This window comes from Kribbella pratensis, assembly GCF_004365355.1.
Lineage (GTDB): Bacteria > Actinomycetota > Actinomycetes > Propionibacteriales > Kribbellaceae > Kribbella.
This window is the reverse complement of record NZ_SODP01000002.1, coordinates 454866-475139: the sequence shown is the minus strand read 5'-3', so window position 1 is coordinate 475139 and position 20274 is coordinate 454866. Positions and strand designations below refer to the sequence as shown.

Here is a 20274-nt window from a genome sequence, read left to right as displayed (position 1 = left end):
ACCGCCGACAGCTCAACCACACCCGCAGGCCTTCCGCTGGTGGGAAGGCCTGCGGTTTCTGCGTGAGTGCTTGGATACGAGACCTAGGAAGCTGATCCCGCGGCCGTTGTGATGGCGACGGAGTCGAACTCGTTGATCGCTGATTGCGTTGTGTTGTGGGAGGTGGAGAAGATGCCGCCGTCCTGTTGGGCTGCGGCCGAGGCCAGGGTTACCGGCGTGCCGATCGGGACGTAGTTCTGGCCGTCGTAGGAGTACGAGGCGCTGTACGACGTGCCGGACCGGGCGAGTTTCACCCAGATGGGCCGGTAGATGTCGGCGCTGGCGCGCGCCTCGGTGTCGAGGTAGCCGTCAGCGTTGGCGTCGTACTCGAAGACGACCCCGTTGCGAGCGGTGACCGCGACGACCGCGTAGCCGGCCGAGGATCCGGCCTTGGTCATGTCGTTGCGGATCATGACGCCCGACTTGGCGTTCGAGTTGGAGTCGTTGACCGCCACGACCCGCGCGGAGACGCTGGTCGTCGCCTGGACCGAACCGGGGCGGTAGATCGAGGCGAACTGGTCGTCGTGCTGACCTCCCGCGCCCCAGACGTCCGCACCCGCGGCCGCGATTCCGAAGGCTCCACCGTTCTGGCCGGTGTAGGAGTTGACGACAGAGGCGTTGGCGATCGCCCATCCGGGCGCGACAGGAGCAGCGACCGGGCAGCCGGTGAAGCCGAACTGGTTGGCGTTGAGCGAGGTCCGGTACTGCGGTGCGACTCCGGCCGCGCAGATCACGTCGACTGCTCCCGCGGGCCAGTTGGTGCCGCTGATCTTGAGGTTGTTGATCAGCTGGTTGTTGTGCGCCGCCGCGTTCGGCGTGGAGGCCCCGCCGGAGTTGTACCAGTTGTTCTGGATCAGGTTGTCGCTGGTGTTGTTCCGCAGGCTGGAGGCGTTCGTGAACACGAACGAACCGCCCTGGACCACGTTGTTCTCGTAGGTCATCGACCGCGAGCCCTCGTCGAGGTACAGCCCGACACCGGAGATGTTGAACAGGTAGTTCTTGCTGACCACTGCGCCGGGGTTCGCCGACAAGTTGTAGACCGACCCGCCGTCGGCGAAGCGTGCCTTCGTGTTGTGCACGAGGTTGCCCTCGACCTGGGTGTCCTTGAGCGTGGTCGGCGTCGTGTACTTGGTGTTCCAGTTGTAGTAGCCGCGGTCGACGTAGTCGTTCGACCCGCCGGCGTCGTTGATACCCCAGCCGTAGCCGGTGTCGATCCCGTCGTACGGGACGTTGGAGACCTCGTTGTGGAGGATCCGGGCGCCGGTGACGTAGGTGCTGAGGATGCCGCTGTTGTCCTTGTAGTCCACGCCGACCCGGTTGATCGTGTTGTTCTCGATCAGGATGTCCTGGTTGGTCATCCGCGGGTCGCTGGGGTGATGCGCGTCGGGCAGTACGCCGCCGACCGCGACGCCGTGGCCGCTGTTCTCGACGAACTGGTTGCCGACGACATCGATGTTGCTCGCGCCGAGGCCGACGCCGGTCACGGTCGCGTTCGCGTCGTTGCCGATGCCAAGTGCCGACTGGCCGAGGTTCGTGAAGGTGTTCCCGGTGAACGAGACACGGCTCGCGGCCGAGACCTGCACTGCGGCCGGCTCCTGGTACCACGAGGTCCGCGCGCGCTCGAACATCTCACAGCCGCGGGAGCAGCTGGTGAACGCGTCCGCGGGGCGGTAGTCGTAGGTGCCCTTGATGAACAGGCCGTTCTGCTGGTCGGCGTACCCGTCGACCGACGGGCCGAGCCACGACGTCCCGGAGAACTGGATGCCCTCGAAGGAGAGGCCGGTGACCGGGTTGTCGTAGGTCCCGCCGATGCTGATCAAGGACTGCAGCCGGGGCAGCTCGACATCCAGCTGATTAGGGTCCACGCCGTCGGCGGGCTTGTAGTAGAGCTTGCCGCCGGTCGGGTCGATGTACCACTGACCGACCTGGGTGAGGAAGCTCAGCGAGTTGTCGAGGTACCAGCTCGGCCCCGCCAGGAAGGATCGCTGGACAGTGTCCCAGCCCCACGTGTTGTTGTCCCACGCGGGCTGCACCATCGTGATCTCGGTCGGGCTGATGCTCTGCACCGGCGAGTACCGGTTGGTGAAGTCGCCGAGCGACTCGAACTCGATCCGGCCCTGGTCGGGAAGCGTGGCGAGATAGCTCAGTGCCGGGTTCTTGATGGTCAGACCGGTCGCGGTCGGAGTGACGTCGGAGTTGGCGAGACGGATCGCGGCGCGCGGAGCGATCACGCCGTTCACGTACAGCTGGCGGCTGTCGATGCCGCTGGGAGTGCTGGCTTCCCAGATCCCCGGGCCGGCGGTGGACTTGGTCCAGCCGGTGACCGCGGAGGCGCCGGTGATGACGGGGTGGGCGCCGGGGGCGGCAGTCCAGTGCACGGTGTTGTCGCCGCCGCTGTCGTCGGCGTCGAACCGGAGCGGCTCCGTCAGCCGGTAGTTGCCGTCGGCAAGTTGAACGGTAACGTCGCCGTGCTTCACGGATTTGCGGAGCACCTTCTGCGCTCGTTCCAGCGTGCAGGGCTTCGCCTGGGTGCAGTTCCCGGCGTCCTTGCCGTCCGGTGCCGCGTAGTACGTCGTCGCGGGGTCGGCCTGCGCGCTCAGCGGGCTGAGCGCCGAGGCGATGACGGCGCCGGCGCCGAGCAGCGCCAGCAGGGCCGGTCGGCGTCCCCTGGGTTTGGTCATCGAGCGTCGCGATTCAGACCTCAATGTCATGTTCGATCGCTTCCTGTTCTAGGGGGCGTCGATACCCCCGGAACAGAGTTAGCATACGTATGATGTTTGCGACAAGAGCTCGCTCGACTAGAGGTTTCGGGCCGGATCCGGAGCTGAACCGGTCGAGTGCAGCTCGTCCCACAGGGCGTCCGGGATGTCCTGCCGGTACCGGTTCGCGGTACTGCGGACATGCTCCGCGGTGCGCATGCCGGTGACCACCGAAACGACCGCGGGATGGCGCAGCGGGTACTGGATCGCGGCCGCCGGAAGGCTTACGTCGTACCGATCGCAGATCTCGGCGAGGCGTGACGCACGGTCGACGACGGCTTGCGGGGCCTGTCCGTAGTCGTAGTACGCGGTGCTGTCGACGGTTGCGCTGCTGAGCAGGCCAGAGTTGTAGACCGCCGCCGCGACCACGCCGACACCGCGCTCGTGGGCGACGGGCAGCAGTTCGTCGAGAGCCGAATGGTCGAGGAGGGTGAGCCGCCCGGCAACCATGACGACGTCGACATCCGTACGCCGGACGAACTCCGCCAGCATCGCGGCCTGGTTCATGCCGGCCCCGATCGCGCCGACGACGCCCTGTTCCCGAAGCTCAACCAGGGCAGCGATTCCGGTCGATGCGGCCGATTCCCAGTGGTCGTCCGGATCATGCAGGTACGCGATGTCGAGCCGGTCTGTCCCGAGGCGGGCAAGGGACTGCTCCACGGAGCGGAGGATCCCGTCGCGGCTGAAGTCCCAGACGCGCTTGGTCGTTGCGGGGACCACGAAGCCGTCGTCGTCGAGCTGATTGGCGGTCTCCGGACTCGCGACCAGCAGACGTCCCACCTTCGAGGAGACCAGGACGCCATCGGTGCCGCCCAATGCCTGGCCGAGCCGGCGCTCCGACAGTCCCAGGCCGTAGTGCGGAGCCGTGTCGAAGTAGCGAAGGCCTTCGTCGAGGGCGGCCGTGACCGCGCCGGCTGCCTGCTGGTCGGTGGTCTCGGTGAACAGGTTGCCGAACTGGGCGGCGCCGAGGCCGAGTTCGGTGAGCTGGTGACCGGTGCGCAGCGGCCTGGTGGCAAGTGGGTCTCTGGACATATTTTCAGCATACGTATTATGTTTGCCGCGTTCTATCGAGGAGGAAACAGGGATGTTCGCGGTCAACTACGTGGGTAGCCGGACGATGGCGCTCGAGGAGCGCGAGCCGGCCGACCTGCGTGCGGGGGAGGTTCGGATCGCCGTCGCGTACGTCGGCCTGTGCGGCACCGACCTGCACGTGTTCCACGGCGACATGGACGCTCGGGTCAGCACGCCGGCAACCATCGGGCACGAGATGTCGGGCACGATCGCCGCGCTGGGACCTGGCGTCGAGGGATGGTCGATCGGTGACCCGGTGACCGTCATGCCGCTCGTCTGGGACGGGACGTGTCCGGCATGCCGAGCGGGGAACCAGCACATCTGCCAGCACCTGGACTTCATCGGTATCGACAGCCCGGGTGCCTTGCAGCAGTTCTGGAACGTCCCGGCGGCAACACTGGTGAGGCTGCCGTCGGGAGTGTCCCTGCGAGACGCCGCACTCGTCGAGCCGGTCGCCGTCGCGGTGCACGACGTACGGCGGTCGGAGCTCGCGGCCGGCGACAAGGCCGTCGTCATCGGCGCCGGACCGATCGGTGTGCTGATCGCGACCGTCGCGGCCGCGCTCGGTGCCGAGGTCGTGGTCGCGGAGATCGATCCGGCCCGCAGGGCCTCTGCTGCGGAGCTCGGACTCACGACGGTGGACCCCTCGTCGGTCGACCAGGCCGCCTGGGTCGAGGAGTGGACAGGTGGCGCCGGCGCGGATGTGGTGTTCGAGGTATCGGGTGCTGCCGCGGCCGTCCGAGGAGCCACCGACCTGGTCAAGGTCCGCGGAACGCTTGTCGTGGTGGCGATCCATCCGCAACCGCGGCCGCTCGATCTCCATCGGGTGTTCTGGCGGGAGCTGAGGATCCTCGGTGCGCGGGTGTACCAACGAGCGGACTTCGAGCGCGCCGCGGAACTGGTTGCCGATGGCACCATACCGGCGGCGAAGCTGGTGACCGGCGTCGTACCGCTGGCCGAGGTGCAGTCGGCCTTCGGTGTGCTCGAGGCAGGGCAGGCGATGAAGCTGCTGGTGGAGCTGAACGCCTCATGAACCCCTTCGACCTGACCGGGCGGCTCGCGGTGGTGACGGGTGCGAAGCGCGGGATCGGCTTTGCTGTCGCCGAGGCGCTGGCCGCTGCCGGCGCCGACATCGTCGGTGTGTCAGCCACCCTGGACCCCACCTCGTCCGCGATCGGTGACCGCGTGCGCGAACTCGGCCGGGACTTCTCCGGGCACCGGGTGGACTTCGTCGACCGCGCTCAGGTGATCGATTTCGCCGAAGCGCTCGACGGCCGCCAGGTGGACATCCTGGTCAACAACGCCGGGACCATCCGCCGCGCGCCCGCGGCCGAGCATCCCCTCGACTGGTTCGACGAGGTACTCGAGGTCGATCTCACCAGCGCGTTCGTCCTCAGTCAGATTCTCGGCCGGCGGATGCTGCAGGCGGAGTACGGCCGGATCGTCTTCACCGCCTCGCTGCTCTCGTTCCAGGGCGGGATCAACGTGCCGGGCTACGCGGCCGCCAAGTCCGGTGCGGCCGGGCTGGTGCGCGCGCTGTCCAACGAGTGGGCCGGGCGCGGCGTGACCGTGAACGGGATCGCTCCCGGCTACATCGCGACCGACAACACCGAAGCACTGCGGGACGATCCCGACCGGTCGCGCGCCATCCTCGAACGGATCCCGGCAGGTCGCTGGGGTACGGCGGCCGACATCGCCGGCGCGGCCGTGTACCTGGCCTCGGACGCCGCCCGCTACGTCACCGGCACGATCCTTCCGGTCGACGGCGGCTGGCTGGCCCGGTAACACGCCGAGGCATAGTCATACATCATACGTATGCCCTATCATCTGGCATCACCGATCCACTCCGACTCGTCAATAGAGTCGACAAGACAAGGACAGCTCATGGTCGGAATCCACACCGCGGTTCAGCTCCGCCGCCGGCCGGCGAGGACCGTCGCCGTGCTCTGCGCCGCCGCAACGGCGTTCCTGGTGCTCGCCGCGTGCGGCGGCAGCAACAGCTCGGCGAGCGGGTCGCACGGCTTCCCCGAAGCCAAGCAGGACACTTCGTCGACCATCACGGTCTGGGTGGACGCCGACCGGCAGGCCGCCGCGAAGGCTTTCCAGCAGGCCAACCCGGACACCAAGATCCAGGTCGTGTCGTACGACGGATCGGCGAACGGGTCGAACTCGTTCCGTACCAAGATGCAGCTCTTCGACCGGGCCGGCAGCGGCTGGCCGGACGTCGTGTTCTCCAGCCAGAACAACGACGCGGCGTGGGCGAGCCAGAAGAGCGGCGGCAAGCAGGCCTTCGCGGCCGTGCTCAACAAGGGCCTGGTGCCCGATGACACGCTCTCGAAGTTCACGGCGGGTTCGCTGAACCCGTGCACCGTGGAAGGTCAGGTGTACTGCCTGCGGAACGACCTCGCGCAGGCCGTGCTCTGGTACAACAAGAAGCTGATGGACCAGTTCGGGTACGCCGTTCCCACCACCTGGGAGGAGTACCAGGCGCTCGGCGAGAAGGTGGCCAAGGAGCACCCCGGCTACATCATCGGCACGGCCGGGGACGCGTGGACGCCGGAGGTCTTCTTCTGGGCCAGCAAGTGCCAGGCCAACGGGATCACCGGACCGAAGGCGGTCACCGTCAACACCGACACGACCGAGTGCAAGCGGGCGGCGTCGATGCTGGACACCCTCCGCGGCAACGGAACCGTCCCGGTCGTCAGCGTCTTCACCCCGGAGTTCTTGAAGAAGTACACCGGCAAGGTACTGATGATGCCCGGTCCGGCCTGGTACGCCGGCGCGATCTTCAACAACCCGCAGTCGCTGAAGGTGCCCGCCGGCCAGCTCGGCATCGCCGCGCCGCTGCCGTGGAAGGGCGACGACAAGCCGGTCACCGGCAACGTGGGCGGTGGGACGTGGTTCATCTCGAGCCATTCGAAGAACCTCGCTGCGGCGGAGAAGTTCGTCCAGTTCGTCACCACTGCCGACGACTACCAGGTGAAGGTCGCGCCGGGTTACCCGGCTTACGCCCCGGCGGCCGAGAAGTGGGTCGCGAAGCAGGAGTCCAGCAAGTACTTCGCAACCTCGCTCGAGCCGATCGTCACCGCCGCGTCGCAGGTGTGGGACGGCTGGGGTTACGGCATCTTCAGCCAGGAAGCGGTCTGGGCCAAGACGGTGACCACGGCGGTGACCGGCGGCAAGTCGATCCTGGAACTGCTGCCGACGTGGCAGCAGGCGATCGAGAACCAGGCCAAGGTCAACGGATACTCGGTGAACTGACATGACCATCGCTCCCCCGAGCGACCAGCTGACCGCCGGCGCTTCCGAGCGCCGGCGGCCGGCCCGGCAGAACGGCCGGACAGCCGGCCGCACGCCGATCGGCTACGTCTTCGTCGCGCTCTACGCACTCCTGACCCTGGCCTTCGGCGTCGTTCCCGCGCTGTACGCCGTGGTGCTGGCCTTCACCAACGCCAACGGAGGATTCGCCGGCATCACCAACTTCACAAAGGTCGTCGGCGACTTCCGGTTCTGGCCGGCCGTGCTCCACGTGACCATCTACCTGGTGATCTGGCTGATCGCGCTGGTCGTCTTCGTCGTGGGTCTGGCCCTGCTCGTGCACGCCGTACGGGTCCGCTGGGTGAGTACGGCGCTGCGGTTCGTCTACTACCTGCCCGGCGCGCTCGCCGGGGCGTCCAGCGTGCTGCTCTGGCTCTTCGTTCTCGACCCGACCGCCAGCCCGGTCAGCGGCCTGCTCAAGGCCTTCGGGTTCAACAGCTTCGTCGCGGTCATCCAGCCCGGGCACCTGCCTGCGATCTTCGCGATCATCGCGTTCTGGACCGGGGCCGGCGGATGGATCGTGATCATGTACGGCGCGCTGAACAACATCAGCACCGAGGTGATCGAGGCGGCCCGGGTCGACGGCGCGAACGCCGTACAGACCGCGATCCACATCCAGCTGCCGATGCTGCGCAAGTGGATCGCGTACATGGGCGTCATGTCGCTGGCGGCGGGCACGCAGCTGTTCGTCGAACCGCAACTGCTCAGTCAGGCCAGCAACGCGGTGGTCCCGAACGACTACTCGCTGAACCAGCTTGCCTACCAGTACGCGTTCCAGCAGAACGACTTCAACGGCGCGGCGGCGATCTCGCTCCTGCTGCTGGTGGTCGCGCTCCTGCTGTCGTGGGTGTTCGTGACCCGCGGCGGCCTGTTCGAGAAGGAATGAGTATGTCGGCACTGTCCGGTGAGTCCAGCCGCGTGAACCTCCGCGGGTGGAGCGCGCGGTCCGTCGCGGGAATCGTGATGGCCCTGTTCGTCCTGTTCTTCGTGATCCCGATCGTCTGGCTGCTGCTCGCGGTCACCAAGTCCGCGAAATCGCTGATCGTCTCGAACCCGTTCTCAGCCGGCTCGTGGAGCGATCTCGTCGCCAACTGGCACCAGCTGTTCGCCTTCCAGGACGGCGCCGTCACCACCTGGATCGGGAACTCGGCCGTCTACGCGCTCGGTGCGCTCGTGATCACGCTCGTGGTCGGCGTCCCCGCCGGGTACGCGCTGGCGCTCACGGAGTTCAAGGGACGCCGGGCGCTCCTCGTGCTGACGCTGGTGGTGATGCTCATCCCCAGCACCGCTCTGGTACTGCCGATCTTCCTCGAGCTGAACAGCATCGGCCTGATCGGGAGTCCGCTGTCGGTGATCCTGCCGATGTCGTTCTTCCCGTTCGGCGTCTACCTGACCTATATCTACTTCTCGACGAGCATCCCGCGCGACCTGCTGGCGGCTGCCCGCATCGACGGCTGCACGGAGTTCCAGGTCTTCTCGCGGATCGCGTTGCCGCTGGCCGCGCCGATCGTCGCGCTGGTCGCCTTCTTCAGCTTCGTGCAGAACTGGAACAACTTCTTCCTGCCGTTCGTGATGCTGCCCTCGAGCGACGGCTATCCGGTCCAGGTCGGGCTCACCTCGCTGCTGGCCGCGACCCCCGCGTTCAACCCCAGCTCGGCAGGATCCGACTCCGTCCAGCTGCCTACCCTGGCTTTGGCGACGATCGTGTCGATCCTGCCCGTGCTGTTCGTGTTCCTCTTCTCGCAACGGTTCCTCGTCGCGGGGATGACCGCGGGAGGCACCAAGGAATGACCGCCCTCAAGGAGAACCACCTATGAAGATCACCGGATATCGCAGTCTGAGCACGGTTCACGATTGGGGGAGAGTCACCGGCGACGTCAACGGCGTACAGAGCGGGAACACGACCCCGGTGCCCGTGCTCGTCGTCGAGACGGACGCGGGCATCGAGGGTGTCGGCCTCGGCGCGCACAACGACATCGCGCGGGTCTTCCCTGCCGTGGCCGGCGAGGACCCGCGATCGGTGATCGCGCTCTACGACCGGATGCTCGACTGGGTGTTCAAGGCCGGCCACTCAGGACCCGTGTTCGGCACGATCGGTGCCATCGACATGGCGCTGTGGGACATCAAGGCCAAGGCGGCCGGGGAGCCGCTCTGGCGGCTTCTCGGCGCGCGCGAACGGTTCGTTCCCGGCTACGCGTCGGGCCTCGAGTACGGCCTCACCGACGAGGAGTTGGCCGAGCTCTACGGACGCTTCGCGGACCGCGGCTTCAAGGCGGCCAAGCTCAAGGGCGGCCGTGACCTCGACCGGGACCTGCCGCGACTGGAGATCGCCCGTGACGTCCTGAGCCGCAACTCCCGCCGGCCCGCGCTGATGTTCGACGCCAACGAGTCGTGGAACCAGGCCCAGGCTGCCCGGTACGTGGCAGCGATCGAGGAGCGGATGGACCTCACCTGGGTGGAGGAACCGCTGCGCCGGTGGGATGCCGCCGGTCTGGCCGCGCTGCGCGGCAAGGTCCGGGCAGCGATCGCCAGCGGCGAGAACCTGACCGGTCTCGAGCAGTACCGGCCGCTACTCGACGCGAAGGCCCTGGACATCGTCCAGGTGGGCAACGTCTGGGGGATCACCCACTTCCTGCGGGTGGCGACGCTGGCGCACGGTCACGACCTGCCGGTGAGCCCCGTCGCCTACAACGCGAACCCGATCGCGCACGCGGCCGCCGCCGTACCGAATCTTCTGACGCACGAGGTCCAGGATCTGCATTTCCCCGTCGGTCTGGACGTCGACCAGGAGTTCGACGACGGCGGGATCATTCTCGGCGATCGCCCGGGTATCGGCATCGAGGTGGACGAGTCCCAGCTGGTACCGGCCGGTGCCGCGGCGGCGGTTCCCGCGTCGACGGGACCGCACATCCGGCCGGAGCGCGCCGCACTACGGCTGGTGGCCGAGCCGGACGTGATCGACGTTCCCGCCATGCCGCTGAGGCCGGTCTCGTGACGCGCGCGCCGGAGCGTCACGCGCTCGTCGTCGGCGTACGTCCCGAGAAGCGTGAGGAGTACCTGAAGCTGCACAGCGCCGTCTGGCCGGGCGTGGAGCAGAAGCTTGTCGAGTGCAACATTCGCAACTACAGCATCTTCGTCTTCGGCGACATCTTGTTCGCGTACTACGAGTACGTCGGCGAGGACCACGACGCGGACATGCAGCGGATCGCGGACGACCCGGTGTCGCAGGAGTGGTGGAAGCACACCGACCCGTGCCAGGTGCGGATCGCCGAAGAGCGGATCCCGGGCGCGTTGTGGCAGCCCGTCGACGAGGTCTGGCATCTCGGATGACCGTGGGAATCGACGCGCACGTACATCTGTGGGATCGGGCACTGGACCCGCAGGACTGGATCGACCCGGAGACGATGGCGCCGATCGCCCGGGACTTTGGAGCGTCCGACCTGAAGGAGATGCTCGGCTCGACGGGGCTCGACCATGCGGTCGTCGTTCAGTCGAGCAACAGCTTGGCGGAGAGTGTCCGGCTCGCTCAGCTGGATCCGTCCGTGGTCGCGGGTCTGGTCGGCTGGGTCGACCTGACCACCGACGTTGAAGCGCAGCTCGACGAGATCCGCCGGAACGCGACCGTTCCGCTGGTCGGGGTGCGGCATCTCGTGCACATCGATCCCGATCCCGAGTGGCTGGCGCGGGAGGACGTTGCCCTCGGCATCGGTGTGCTGGAGCGCGAGGGTCTTTGCTTCGACTTCGTCGTCCGCGACTGGCAGCTGCCGCAGGCGGCGGTCGTGAGCGGTCGGCACGAGGGAGTGCGCTTCGTCCTGGACCATCTGGGCGGGCCGCCTGCGCCCGGAGCGGACGCGAGCGCCTGGGCAGCCGGGCTGAAGGAGCTCGCACGCCGTCCGAATGTCGCCGCCAAGGTCTCGGGCATCGTGTCCGGTCTGACGCCGGGGTCCTGGCGCGCCGAAGATCTCGCCGACCGTGTGCTGATCGCCCTGGAGGCGTTCGGGCCGGACCGCCTGCTCTACGGTTCCGACTGGCCGCTGGTGGAGCTCGGCGGTGGAGCGGTGGCCTGGAAAGCTGCCGTGGACAGCCTGCTGGGCGAGCTGTCCGCGGCGGAGCGTGCGCGAGTGTTCGGCAGCAACGCTGCCGACATCTACTCGCGCCGCTGACCTCGCTTGCGGCCGCGGGGGCGGGGAGCGTGGTCGGACAGCCGGCGACGCTCCCACGAACCGTGGATGTGATTGTGCATCGCCTTCTCGGCGCCGGCGCGGTCGTTGCGCGCGATCGCCTTGACGATCGCCTCGTGCTCCTTGAGAGTGAGCGCCACGGCGTCCGGCGGGTCGATGCCCTGGTACCGGCTGGACTCGACGGCTCGTTTGTAGAGGTGTTTGGCGATGTTCTCGGCGAGCTGGTTGCCGGAGATCTCCATGACGGCATAGTGGAAGATCACGTCGGCCTGCCGGAACGAGTCCGTCTCGGATTCACTCTCCCGCATCGCCGTCAACGCGTTCTCCAGCCGGCGGAGCTCGTCGGCGTTGTGGGCTCCGGCGACCGCTCCGGCCATCGCTGACTCGAGACTCGCACGCACCACGGTCAACTCGTCGAGGACACCCAGGCTCTCGTCGTTGTCGATCAGTGCCGACAGCACCACCGGGTCCAGCATGTTCCAGTACCCCGGTGCTCGCACCTGGGTGCCGCGACCCTGCGAGACGGTGACCAGCCCTTTCTCCTCGAGCCGTTTCACCGACTCACGCAACACCGTCCGGCTCACACCGAAATGCTCGCTCAGTGGCGCTTCCGGAGGCAGCAGGTCGCCCTCCTGCAACCGGCCCGTCACAATCAGGTCCACCAGCTCGGCGACGACCGAAACCCCGAGCCGACCCGCGGGCAGACGTCGCGGAATCAGCCCGGATGCCGGAATCGAGTCCCTTGCCATACGTATGATCTTACCGACGATCAGCCCGCCGGCCTTACGTCGACGGCGGCCAGGTGCTACTTCTTCCGGGCCTCGCGCCAGATCAGCGACAGCATGTTCGGGTTGTCTGCTGTGGTGATCACGTGGGCCACCTTCCGCACGAACCGGTCGTCCGAGACTTGCTGCAGCATGGCGGCTGCCAGATCCCGGCGCGAGGTGAACCGTCCCGGTCCGTGCTCTTCGGTGAGGGAGTAGTCCGTCACCCGCGGCAGTTCGAAGAGCCCTGAAGGGCGCAACACGGTCCAGTCGACATCGCTGGCTGCCACGAGGTCCTCCAGCCGGCGCATGTCGTCGTAAACCGTTTTGCCGATGACCCGCGTGACATAGGGCTGAAGCACTCGGTTGAACAGAAATCCGCCGGTCGGTTCAGGCCGATCCGTGACGGCGCCGGAGGTGACGACGACGAGTCGCGTCGTACCGAACCGCTTCATCGCATCGAGGGTGTTCCGGCCGCCCTCTGAGTAGACCTCGACTTTGCCCTTGGTGAACGGTGTCCCGAGCACCGACAGCACAGCGTCGCTGCCATCGACGACGGTGTCGACGGCCGTCGGATCGCGGACGTCGCCTCCGGCAACCACCAGGTTCGGATGCGCGATCGGAAACTCTTTCGGGCGCCTGGTCAAGGCGACGACGTCACACTTCGCCGCCAGTGCCTGTTCGGTGAGCAGTCGGCCGGTGGGACCGTTGGCCCCGAGGATCGTGACTCTCAGTCCAGCCGGAGCGACGACGTCCTCATGCATCGGTCGCACGCCTAGTGCTCGACCGTGAGGACGATCTTGCCGAACTGGGCGTTGGACTCCAGGTGGCGATGAGCCGCGACGACGTCGGTCAGGTCGAAGGTGCGGTCGATCACGGGCCGGAGCGTGCCCGCTCGCACACCGGCATTGACGAAGTGCTTGGCGCGGCGGAGCCGGGCTGGATCTTCGATCGTGACCTCGGTGAACGCGTAGGTCCGAATATTGCGGCCACGGAAGTCAGCGGCGATGGGCATCGGCGCCGGCGTCGGATCCAGCCAGCCGTAGAACAACAGGCTTCCGTCCGGCGCGACCGTTTGGATGAGAGTCGTGACCGCCGGGCCCATGATGGCGTCGATGGCCAACTCCACACCCCGGCCACCCGTCAGGCCATGAACTTCCGCGACGAGGTCCTCCTCCTCGGTGGCGATGACATGGGCCGCGCCGGCGTCCAGCAGCCGTTGCTTCTTGGCGTGAGTGCGAGTGGTGGCGATCGGGATGGCGCCGAGGTGGTTGGCGACCTGGATCGAGGCGAGGCCGACGCTGCTCGATGCCGCATTGATGAGTACGGTGTCGCCCGGATTGACTCGGCCGAATTCGACCAGCAGCCCGTACGCGGTCGTGTAGGCCATCCACATGGCGGCTCCGGTCACCGCATCGACCTCGGCCGGACGGTGCACCAGGGCGTGGGCGGGCAGAATGACCGCATCGCCGTACGTGCCGTAGTCGGTCATCAGGAACGTCGGCGCGGCGCTGACCGCGTCGCCGACCGCGAACTCGTCGACCCCGTCGCCGACCGCATCGACCACTCCGGCGGCCTCGTAGCCGAGCCCCGAGCCCGGCAGGTTGGGCGGATAGACGTAGGTGCCCGAACGGAAATTGGATTCGGCCCGATTCAGGCCGATCGCGTCGACGCGGATCCGGACCTCGCCGTGGGCGGGCTCCTCGAGCTTCAGCTCTTCCAGCCGGAGCACCTCCGGCCCACCGAGCTCGTCGAAGCGCACTGCCTTCGTCATGCCTGACTCCCTTTGATCGTGTGGCCCGGTACGACGCGAACCGGGCGGCGCTCCTTCAGGCTAGGAGCGTTCGATCAAGAGACTCCATGCTCGATCGTCCGCGACAACGAAGCGATCGTCTTCCGCCGGATCTGAACTTTGGTGGCCCGCGGCAACATCCTTGGACGAGGGACGCCGGTATCGGCCGGGGCTGACGCCGTGCTCTCGCTTGAACGCGGCGGCGAAGGCGATCTCGGAGCTGTATCCAGCCTGTCTTGCCACGACGCGCAAAGGGACATCGGACTCCCGCAGCAGCCGGGCGGCCGTGATCATCCGCCACCAGGTCAGGTACGCGAGCGGCGGTTGCCCGATCAACGTCGTGAACCGCCGGGCGAACGCCGCCCGCGACAGACCCGCTCTCTGCCCAAGTTCTTCGACCGTCCATGGATGGGTCACGTCGTGATGGATGGCGGACAACGCCGAGGTGATCGCCGGATCGCTCAGTGCTGCGATCCACCCTGCCGTGCTCTCGTCGTGCGATCTCTCGTCCAGCCAGGCCCGCACAATGTAGAGCAGCAGCGTGTCGAGCAACGACGGCACGATGGCGTCCATGCCAGGTTGCGGTCGATCCAGCTCATCAGCCAGTAACTCGACGACTGCGTGGACCGACGGATGCCTTCCGGAGTACGCCGGCAGGTGGACGACGGGCGGCAGCTCGGACAGCACAGGGTGGATCCGTGTCCGGTCCAGCAGATACGCGCCGCACAAGATCACCGTGCTTGGACCGGAACCTTCGTGCCGGATCTCGCGGTACGGCGTATCGCTGTCGCCGAGCTGGAATTCCACCAGACGTGACGTCGGGCTATCGGCGATCCCATGGGCGAGCTCGCCGCCGACGAGTGCCACATCGCCGGCCTTCAGCGCGATCGGTGGCCCCTCTGCCGGGATCAGCCAACACGAGCCCCGAAGTACGACGTGGAAGCCTGCGCCCTCGCCTGATGGGAAATGCATCCCCCACGGCGCGAACAACTCGTGCCGAATCGAGTGCGGCCGGCCAGTCCGCACGGCAACAATCGCGTCGCTCAGAACATCCACCTCATGAGTATCGGCGCTCCCGCCGGCCGGCCGATTCCGATGATCGCGCTGCATGGGGCTGCTCAGCGCGGCGGCGTGTTGGGGCGGAGCGCCTCCACGACCTGCGCGGCCTTGGGGAGCAGGTCTGTCGGGCAGCCCCAATAGTCGAAGATCCCTCCACGCCTGCTGTTGCTGCCGCAGACGACGAACACTCCCGTCCCCAGTTCGCGTTTGAGTGCGGTGGCAAGCCATCCGACGAACCCGCTGTTGTCGAGGTCCGCCGAAAAGTGGAACGAGAACACCCCGAAGACCTCTGCCTCGCGGGCGGCTCCCGACCATGGCACGAGAGCGCTCCAGACCTCCTCGTCCCGTACGACGGCGAGCTCGCGTCCGGTCAGCTGCGGAGGAGCTGTCAGCGGCGATTCCTCGAAGTACCAGGCTCCCGGATGTACGACGAACTCCGCCGCCGCGAGGACCCGGCGGAGGCGTCGCTCGGTCTCCTCGGGCTTTTCGACACTGACGCTCACCATGCAAACTCCATTCCTGCTGAGCTGGGCTTTCAGGGGATCGTGAGCACTGCTTTGCCGTGGAACGTGCGGTTGCGGAGCCCGTCGAGGGCTCGGTCTATCTGGTCCCACCCGGCCTGGAACCCTACGGCTGGCTGGAGGGATCCTGCGGCGACAAGGTCGGCAAGTGTTCGTAGGTCGGCGTTGACCGGAGAGGGGTCCGCGTACGAAAGGTAGCTGACCAGGCGTGCGCCCTCGTGACCGATGAAATCGTAGAGGTTGATGGACGCCTTGCCGCGACTGCTCGCGCCGAAGACCACCACCGTGCCACCCGGTGCGACCTTTGTGACGGCCGCTTCGAGGAACTCACCGCCGATCGACTCCGTGATCAGATCGAACAGACCGTTGGCCTGCGAGACAGCCGGTACGACAGAGCTTGCGCCGTATTTGACCAGAAGCTCCGCGGCTTCGCCACGGCCGACCGCGGTGACCTCGCCGCCGGCGAGGACTGCGAGCTGGACCTGGAGCTGACCGACGCCACCGGTTGCGCCGGTGACAAGAACCTTCTTGCCCACCAAGTTGCCACCGATGCGCAAGGTGTTCAACGCGGCCCGACCGGCCAACGGCAGCGCGGCGGCGTGCTCGATGTCCACGGTGTCGGGCAGCTCGGCCAAGCGGGCCGTGGATACCGCGGCGAGTTCGGCCCAGCCACTGGTCTCGGCGAGGGCGACGACCCTCGCTCCTGCCGCTGGTCCGGATCCGTCCGCGGCCGGTTCCACCACCACCCCGGCAATGTCTTGTCCCGGCCGCCAGTCCTCGGTGCGGGCCGCGAGCAGGTCGAGTTCGCCGCGGTTGACGGAGAACGATCGTACGGCGATCAGCGCCTGGTCGGGCGCCGGCACCGGGTCGGCGACGGTCTGGACGACGAGGCCTGTGGGCGTGTTCACGAGTGCTTTCATGGGTCCATCTCAGGCCGTGAGTACGCCGCCAACAAGGCGACTCCGCCATGTGCACTCATCACCGATCGGCATGAATCACCATCGTTGACGAAGCTCGGACCGAGCCGTCTGGGAGCCTGCAGCGGGCAGTCAGGCGGCGGCAAGGCAGCTGTCCAGCAGGAGCCGGACCGTGGGAGCCGGCGGGCCGGGAGCGGTCGCGATCAGGGTCTGCAAGGCCGGGACGTCCAATCGCCGGAAGGCGATCCGGTTGACGCGCAACCGCTCGGCCGCCGAGGAGTACAGGACGGTCCAGGCAGGTGGTCCGGCACCGATCTCGGCGAGTGCGTCGTACACCGATCCGATTGCCGGACCTCCTGGCGGTTCGACGCCGGATTGCTGAAGAAGGCCGGTGACGAAGTCGTAGAGCCCAGGATTCGCCGCCCGCGGGCTCAGTCTGAGCGGCGTACTCGCCAGATCGGTGAGGGTTACGAGCGAGCGCGCCGCGGCCACGTGGGTGGCCGGCAGCGCGGCCACGAGGGTCTCGTTCCAGACCGCAACAGTGTCCAGGCCGGGGACGTGCGCCGCGGGCCGAACGAAGGCGGCATCGAGCTCACCGCGCCGCAGTGCGTCGAGACGATCCGCGGACGGCAGGCTGACGAGCCGGACATCGACCTGTGGTGCCAGCGTCGCGATCGAGTCGAGGACGCGGTCGAGGCGATCTCCCAACCCCTGGCTCGTCCCGAGCCTGAGCGGACCGGTGATTTCCGCGACGGGCTCGGCAACCGCGGACCGCAGCCGCCCGAAGGCTGCCAGCGTGGCTTGTGCCTCCGGCAACAGCCGTCCGCCGGCCGCCGTCAGCTTGACCCGGCGGGTCGTGCGATCGAAGAGCTGGACACCGAGCTCACGCTCCAGGCGCGCGACCTGCTGGCTGACTGCCGGCTGCCCGATGTGTAGCCGTTCCGCGGCGCGGCCGAAGTGCAACTCCTCCGCGACAGCGACAAAGAACTCGAGCTGGCGAACTTCCATGATCCCGACTCCTGCCGTCTGCAGCCGTCCGTCCTGATCGCTACAACGTCTGCCGCAGACGTCTTCTTCCGTCCGCGCGGTGGTCGGGGGAGCCGCGCTGTGACCGGGGTCACTCCCACGCAACGACGGTTTTCGAGCTCAGCGGGGGTCATGACCTTCGACCGAACCTGATCAGCGTGATCCGCGCGACGCCAGACCGGAGGACATCCACAGTGAGTCTCACAGCGACCCAGGCAGACACCGGAATGCCACCGGACGGGGGCTTCGCCGCCGCGGTTGAGCCCTTCAGACGAGAACTGCTCGCGCATTGCTACCGGATTCTCGGCTCGATCCATGACGCCGAGGACCTGGTGCAGGAAACCTATCTGCGGGCGTGGCGCGGGTTCGACCGGTTCGAGGGGCGTTCTTCGGTACGGCGATGGCTGTACAAGATCGCCACCATGGCTTGTCTGACCGCCCTCGAGACACGCTCACGACGTCCGCTGCCGTCGGGTCTGGGTGCGCCGTCGGACGATCACAGGGTCGAGCTCGCGCCGGGCGACCCCTCGGTTCCGTGGCTCCAGCCCGCGCCCGACGCGCTGTTCGGTGGTGAAGACCCAGCGGCGATCGTGGAGGGGAAGAGTAGCGTCCGGCTCGCGTTCGTCGCCGCGCTTCAACTCCTGCCCGCCCGGCAGCGAGCTGTGCTGACGCTGCGCGACGTGCTGTCGTTCCGATCGGCCGAGGTCGCGGAGATGCTCGGGACGACGACCGCCGCTGTCGACAGCGCGCTGCGTCGCGCCCGGGCGCAGCTGGCAACGGCGGGGCCCGTCCAGGACGACCTGGCCGAGCCGGCGGAGGAATCGCGGCGCGAGCTCCTCGCGCGGTACGTGGACGCGTTCGACCGCGCCGATGCCGACGCGCTCGTGAACCTCCTACGGGCGGATGTCGAGCTGGAAATGCCGCCCGTCCCTACCTGGTTCACCGGCAGGCGAGCAGTCGTCGGTTTCCTGGCCGATCATGTTCTGCTGCACCGGCAGCAATGGCGAATCGTGCCGACGGCCGCCAACGGGCAGCCCGCCTTCGTGATCTATCAGCGCACCCACGACGGCCGCTACGAGGCGTACGGAGTTCAGGTCCTGACGTTGATCGGGGCCAGAGTCTCCCGCATCACCGTCTTCGTCGATCCGTCCCTGGTACCGGCATTCGGGCACGCGCCGGCTCTCGCGCGCTGATCTCGACCACCTCGCCCACCTCGCCGCCGACCGTCGGTCACGTCATGACCGGTCGGCGGGTCATCTCTCCCTCAGAAGAATGGAAATCGACAGCATGGTGTTCATTGCGGACAAGACAATTCTGGTGACCGGTGCCAACCGCGGCATCGGCCAAGCGTTGGTCGAGGAGGTCCTGAAGCGAGGTGCGAAGCGGGTGTACGCCGGCACGCGGACCGGCTGGACCCACGCGGATCAGCGCGTGACGCCGCTGACTCTCGACGTGACCGACGCAGCTCAGGTCGAGCTGGCGGCCGAACAGATCGACTCCCTCGACGTCCTGATCAACAACGCCGGAGTAGCGGCGTACGACGATCTCAGCGATCGCGCTGTAATCGATTGGCATCTTGCCGTCAACCTGTTCGGGACGCACAGGATGGTCGAGGCCTTCCTGCCGCAGTTGGTTCGTTCGGGTGGCGCGATCGTCAACAATCTCTCGGTCAACGCCCTCGCACCGTTCCCGGTCATTCCAGCCTATGGAATCTCGAAGGCGGCGGCCTTCTCGTTGACTCAATCGCTGCGGGCGCTGCTCGCGGATCGCGGCGTGAGTGTCCATGCCGTGCTGACCGGCATCGTCGACACCGACATGAGCGCGGGGGTTGACGTTCCCAAGGCGTCGCCGGAGTCCGTCGCGGAGAGCATTCTCGACGGAGTGGAGAAGGACGAGGAGGACATCTTCCCGGATCCGATGGCGCGGGCGTTGACCGAGAGCTGGCGCAGCGGCGCGGTGAAGGCGCTCGAGCGGGAGAACGCGTCCCTCGCCGGTGCAATTCGCGCGCAGGCACAGAACGCGATCGGAGCAAATTGATGTTGCTGGAAGGCAAGAACGCGGTCGTCTACGGGGCGGGCGCCACTGGTGGTGCGGTGGCTCGTGCTTTCGCTCGTGAGGGAGCGCGTGTCTTCCTGACCGGACGGGACCAGGCCGCTGTCGATGCCGTCGGCAAGGACATCTCCGGCGCCGGTGGACTGGTGGAGACGGCGCAGGTCGACGCGCTCGACGACGCGATGGTGCAGCGCCATCTCGATGCCGTCGTCGAGACTGCCGGCTCGATCGACATCTCCTACAACGCGATCGGGATTCCGCAGCAGGGTATGCAGGGCATCCCGCTGACGGACCTTGCGATCGAGAGCTTCATGTTGCCGATCACTACCTATACAAGGGCGCACTTCGTCACCGCGAGGGCGGCCGCCCGTCGGATGGTCGAGCAACGGTCCGGGGTGATCCTGATGCACACGCCGGAGCCGGCTCGTGCGGGTGGGTCGCTGCTCGGCGGCATGAGCCCGGCCTGGGCGGCGCTGGAGGGACTCAACCGCGCGCTCTCGGCGGAGTACGCGCAGTACGGCGTACGCGCGGTGTGCCTGCGTACTACGGGTATGGAGGAGACGGCAACGATCGACGTGGTCTTCGGCCTGCATGCCAAGGCCCGTGGGATCACGCAGGAAGCGTTCAGGGCCGCGATCGCCGAGATGCCCCATCGGAAGCGCGCGACAACGCTGGCCGAGTTCGCCGAGGTGGCCGCGTTCGTGGCCTCGGACCGTGCGGCGGCGATGACCGGAACCGTTGCCAACCTCACCGGCGGAATCATCGTAGACTGAGC

Annotated in this window: 20 protein-coding genes; 11 read left to right on the top strand and 9 right to left on the bottom strand. The window is 67.4% G+C overall.

Annotated features, from left to right (window positions below):
• Positions 1-83: 83 nt before the first annotated feature.
• Positions 84-2720: a right-handed parallel beta-helix repeat-containing protein gene (locus tag EV653_RS18905; RefSeq protein WP_202871739.1), complete on the bottom strand. Its 2637-nt coding sequence runs from the start codon at positions 2718-2720 to the stop codon at positions 84-86.
• A 117-nt stretch (positions 2721-2837) separates the two neighbouring features.
• On the bottom strand, positions 2838-3830 hold the full coding sequence (locus EV653_RS18900; protein ID WP_134105065.1) for an aldo/keto reductase: 993 nt from the start codon (positions 3828-3830) through the stop codon (positions 2838-2840).
• Between the two features lie 52 nt (positions 3831-3882).
• On the opposite strand from EV653_RS18900, the gene EV653_RS18895 reads away from it, so the two are divergent.
• The 8 genes from EV653_RS18895 (at position 3883) to EV653_RS18860 (ending at position 11350) form a co-directional block, all read left to right on the top strand.
• A complete protein-coding gene (locus tag EV653_RS18895; RefSeq protein WP_134105064.1) occupies positions 3883-4902 on the top strand; it encodes a zinc-dependent alcohol dehydrogenase in 1020 nt (339 codons plus the stop codon).
• Positions 4899-5654 (top strand): SDR family oxidoreductase, encoded by a 756-nt coding sequence (locus EV653_RS18890; protein ID WP_134105063.1) that lies wholly within the window; start codon positions 4899-4901, stop codon positions 5652-5654. Before EV653_RS18895 ends, EV653_RS18890 begins: the two co-directional genes overlap by 4 nt.
• Positions 5655-5753: 99 nt before the next feature.
• A complete protein-coding gene (locus tag EV653_RS18885) occupies positions 5754-7130 on the top strand; it encodes an ABC transporter substrate-binding protein (protein ID WP_134105062.1) in 1377 nt (458 codons plus the stop codon).
• Position 7131: 1 nt separating this feature from the next.
• Positions 7132-8073: a carbohydrate ABC transporter permease gene (locus tag EV653_RS18880; RefSeq protein WP_134105061.1), complete on the top strand. Its 942-nt coding sequence runs from the start codon at positions 7132-7134 to the stop codon at positions 8071-8073.
• A 2-nt stretch (positions 8074-8075) separates the two neighbouring features.
• Positions 8076-8978, top strand: coding sequence for a carbohydrate ABC transporter permease (locus EV653_RS18875; protein ID WP_202871738.1), 903 nt, complete (start codon positions 8076-8078; stop codon positions 8976-8978).
• A gap of 22 nt (positions 8979-9000) precedes the next feature.
• Entirely contained in the window at positions 9001-10182 is a 1182-nt protein-coding gene (locus EV653_RS18870) for a mandelate racemase/muconate lactonizing enzyme family protein (protein WP_134105059.1), read from the top strand.
• Positions 10179-10517 carry an L-rhamnose mutarotase gene (locus tag EV653_RS18865; RefSeq protein ID WP_134105058.1) on the top strand — a complete coding sequence of 113 codons (339 nt, stop codon included), beginning with the start codon at positions 10179-10181 and terminating at the stop codon, positions 10515-10517. The genes EV653_RS18870 and EV653_RS18865 overlap by 4 nt, the downstream gene beginning before the upstream one ends.
• Positions 10514-11350, top strand: a complete 837-nt coding sequence (locus EV653_RS18860) for an amidohydrolase family protein (protein WP_202871737.1) — start codon at positions 10514-10516, stop codon at positions 11348-11350. Before EV653_RS18865 ends, EV653_RS18860 begins: the two co-directional genes overlap by 4 nt.
• Here the strand turns inward: EV653_RS18860 and EV653_RS18855 are convergent.
• The 7 genes from EV653_RS18855 to EV653_RS18825 form a co-directional block, all read right to left on the bottom strand.
• Positions 11335-12117 (bottom strand): FadR/GntR family transcriptional regulator, encoded by a 783-nt coding sequence (locus EV653_RS18855; RefSeq protein WP_134105057.1) that lies wholly within the window; start codon positions 12115-12117, stop codon positions 11335-11337. The genes EV653_RS18860 and EV653_RS18855 overlap by 16 nt on opposite strands.
• A gap of 56 nt (positions 12118-12173) precedes the next feature.
• On the bottom strand, positions 12174-12896 hold the full coding sequence (locus EV653_RS18850; RefSeq protein WP_238160153.1) for an NAD(P)-dependent oxidoreductase: 723 nt from the start codon (positions 12894-12896) through the stop codon (positions 12174-12176).
• Positions 12897-12907: 11 nt separating this feature from the next.
• Positions 12908-13906, bottom strand: a complete 999-nt coding sequence (locus EV653_RS18845; protein ID WP_134105056.1) for a zinc-dependent alcohol dehydrogenase family protein — start codon at positions 13904-13906, stop codon at positions 12908-12910.
• 60 nt (positions 13907-13966) lie between these two features.
• Positions 13967-14980, bottom strand: a complete 1014-nt coding sequence (locus tag EV653_RS18840; protein WP_134105055.1) for an AraC family transcriptional regulator — start codon at positions 14978-14980, stop codon at positions 13967-13969.
• 62 nt (positions 14981-15042) lie between these two features.
• Positions 15043-15489 (bottom strand): DUF6196 family protein, encoded by a 447-nt coding sequence (locus EV653_RS18835; RefSeq protein WP_134105054.1) that lies wholly within the window; start codon positions 15487-15489, stop codon positions 15043-15045.
• Between the two features lie 29 nt (positions 15490-15518).
• Positions 15519-16424: a zinc-binding dehydrogenase gene (locus tag EV653_RS18830; protein ID WP_134105053.1), complete on the bottom strand. Its 906-nt coding sequence runs from the start codon at positions 16422-16424 to the stop codon at positions 15519-15521.
• Positions 16425-16553: 129 nt separating this feature from the next.
• On the bottom strand, positions 16554-17429 hold the full coding sequence (locus EV653_RS18825; RefSeq protein ID WP_134105052.1) for a LysR family transcriptional regulator: 876 nt from the start codon (positions 17427-17429) through the stop codon (positions 16554-16556).
• 212 nt (positions 17430-17641) lie between these two features.
• Between EV653_RS18825 and EV653_RS18820 the strand changes: the two genes are divergently transcribed.
• The 3 genes from EV653_RS18820 (at position 17642) to EV653_RS18810 (ending at position 20272) form a co-directional block, all read left to right on the top strand.
• Positions 17642-18640 carry a sigma-70 family RNA polymerase sigma factor gene (locus EV653_RS18820; RefSeq protein ID WP_238159886.1) on the top strand — a complete coding sequence of 333 codons (999 nt, stop codon included), beginning with the start codon at positions 17642-17644 and terminating at the stop codon, positions 18638-18640.
• 79 nt (positions 18641-18719) lie between these two features.
• Entirely contained in the window at positions 18720-19484 is a 765-nt protein-coding gene (locus EV653_RS18815) for an SDR family NAD(P)-dependent oxidoreductase (protein ID WP_202871736.1), read from the top strand.
• Positions 19484-20272 carry an SDR family NAD(P)-dependent oxidoreductase gene (locus EV653_RS18810; protein ID WP_134105051.1) on the top strand — a complete coding sequence of 263 codons (789 nt, stop codon included), beginning with the start codon at positions 19484-19486 and terminating at the stop codon, positions 20270-20272. Before EV653_RS18815 ends, EV653_RS18810 begins: the two co-directional genes overlap by 1 nt.
• The last annotated feature ends 2 nt before the right edge of the window (positions 20273-20274 follow it).

Bases quoted from the DNA above. Each gene is read 5' to 3' on its own strand.
- EV653_RS18905 (WP_202871739.1), bottom strand. From the start codon at position 2,720: ATGACCAAACCCAGGGGACGCCGACCGGCCCTGCTGGCGCTGCTCGGC.
- EV653_RS18900 (WP_134105065.1), bottom strand. From the start codon at position 3,830: ATGTCCAGAGACCCACTTGCCACCAGGCCGCTGCGCACCGGTCACCAG.
- EV653_RS18895 (WP_134105064.1), top strand. From the start codon at position 3,883: ATGTTCGCGGTCAACTACGTGGGTAGCCGGACGATGGCGCTCGAGGAG.
- EV653_RS18890 (WP_134105063.1), top strand. From the start codon at position 4,899: ATGAACCCCTTCGACCTGACCGGGCGGCTCGCGGTGGTGACGGGTGCG.
- EV653_RS18885 (WP_134105062.1), top strand. From the start codon at position 5,754: ATGGTCGGAATCCACACCGCGGTTCAGCTCCGCCGCCGGCCGGCGAGG.
- EV653_RS18880 (WP_134105061.1), top strand. From the start codon at position 7,132: ATGACCATCGCTCCCCCGAGCGACCAGCTGACCGCCGGCGCTTCCGAG.
- EV653_RS18875 (WP_202871738.1), top strand. From the start codon at position 8,076: ATGTCGGCACTGTCCGGTGAGTCCAGCCGCGTGAACCTCCGCGGGTGG.
- EV653_RS18870 (WP_134105059.1), top strand. From the start codon at position 9,001: ATGAAGATCACCGGATATCGCAGTCTGAGCACGGTTCACGATTGGGGG.
- EV653_RS18860 (WP_202871737.1), top strand. From the start codon at position 10,514: ATGACCGTGGGAATCGACGCGCACGTACATCTGTGGGATCGGGCACTG.
- EV653_RS18855 (WP_134105057.1), bottom strand. From the start codon at position 12,117: ATGGCAAGGGACTCGATTCCGGCATCCGGGCTGATTCCGCGACGTCTG.
- EV653_RS18850 (WP_238160153.1), bottom strand. From the start codon at position 12,896: ATGCATGAGGACGTCGTCGCTCCGGCTGGACTGAGAGTCACGATCCTC.
- EV653_RS18845 (WP_134105056.1), bottom strand. From the start codon at position 13,906: ATGACGAAGGCAGTGCGCTTCGACGAGCTCGGTGGGCCGGAGGTGCTC.
- EV653_RS18835 (WP_134105054.1), bottom strand. From the start codon at position 15,489: ATGGTGAGCGTCAGTGTCGAAAAGCCCGAGGAGACCGAGCGACGCCTC.
- EV653_RS18830 (WP_134105053.1), bottom strand. From the start codon at position 16,424: ATGAAAGCACTCGTGAACACGCCCACAGGCCTCGTCGTCCAGACCGTC.
- EV653_RS18825 (WP_134105052.1), bottom strand. From the start codon at position 17,429: ATGGAAGTTCGCCAGCTCGAGTTCTTTGTCGCTGTCGCGGAGGAGTTG.
- EV653_RS18815 (WP_202871736.1), top strand. From the start codon at position 18,720: ATGGAAATCGACAGCATGGTGTTCATTGCGGACAAGACAATTCTGGTG.
- EV653_RS18810 (WP_134105051.1), top strand. From the start codon at position 19,484: ATGTTGCTGGAAGGCAAGAACGCGGTCGTCTACGGGGCGGGCGCCACT.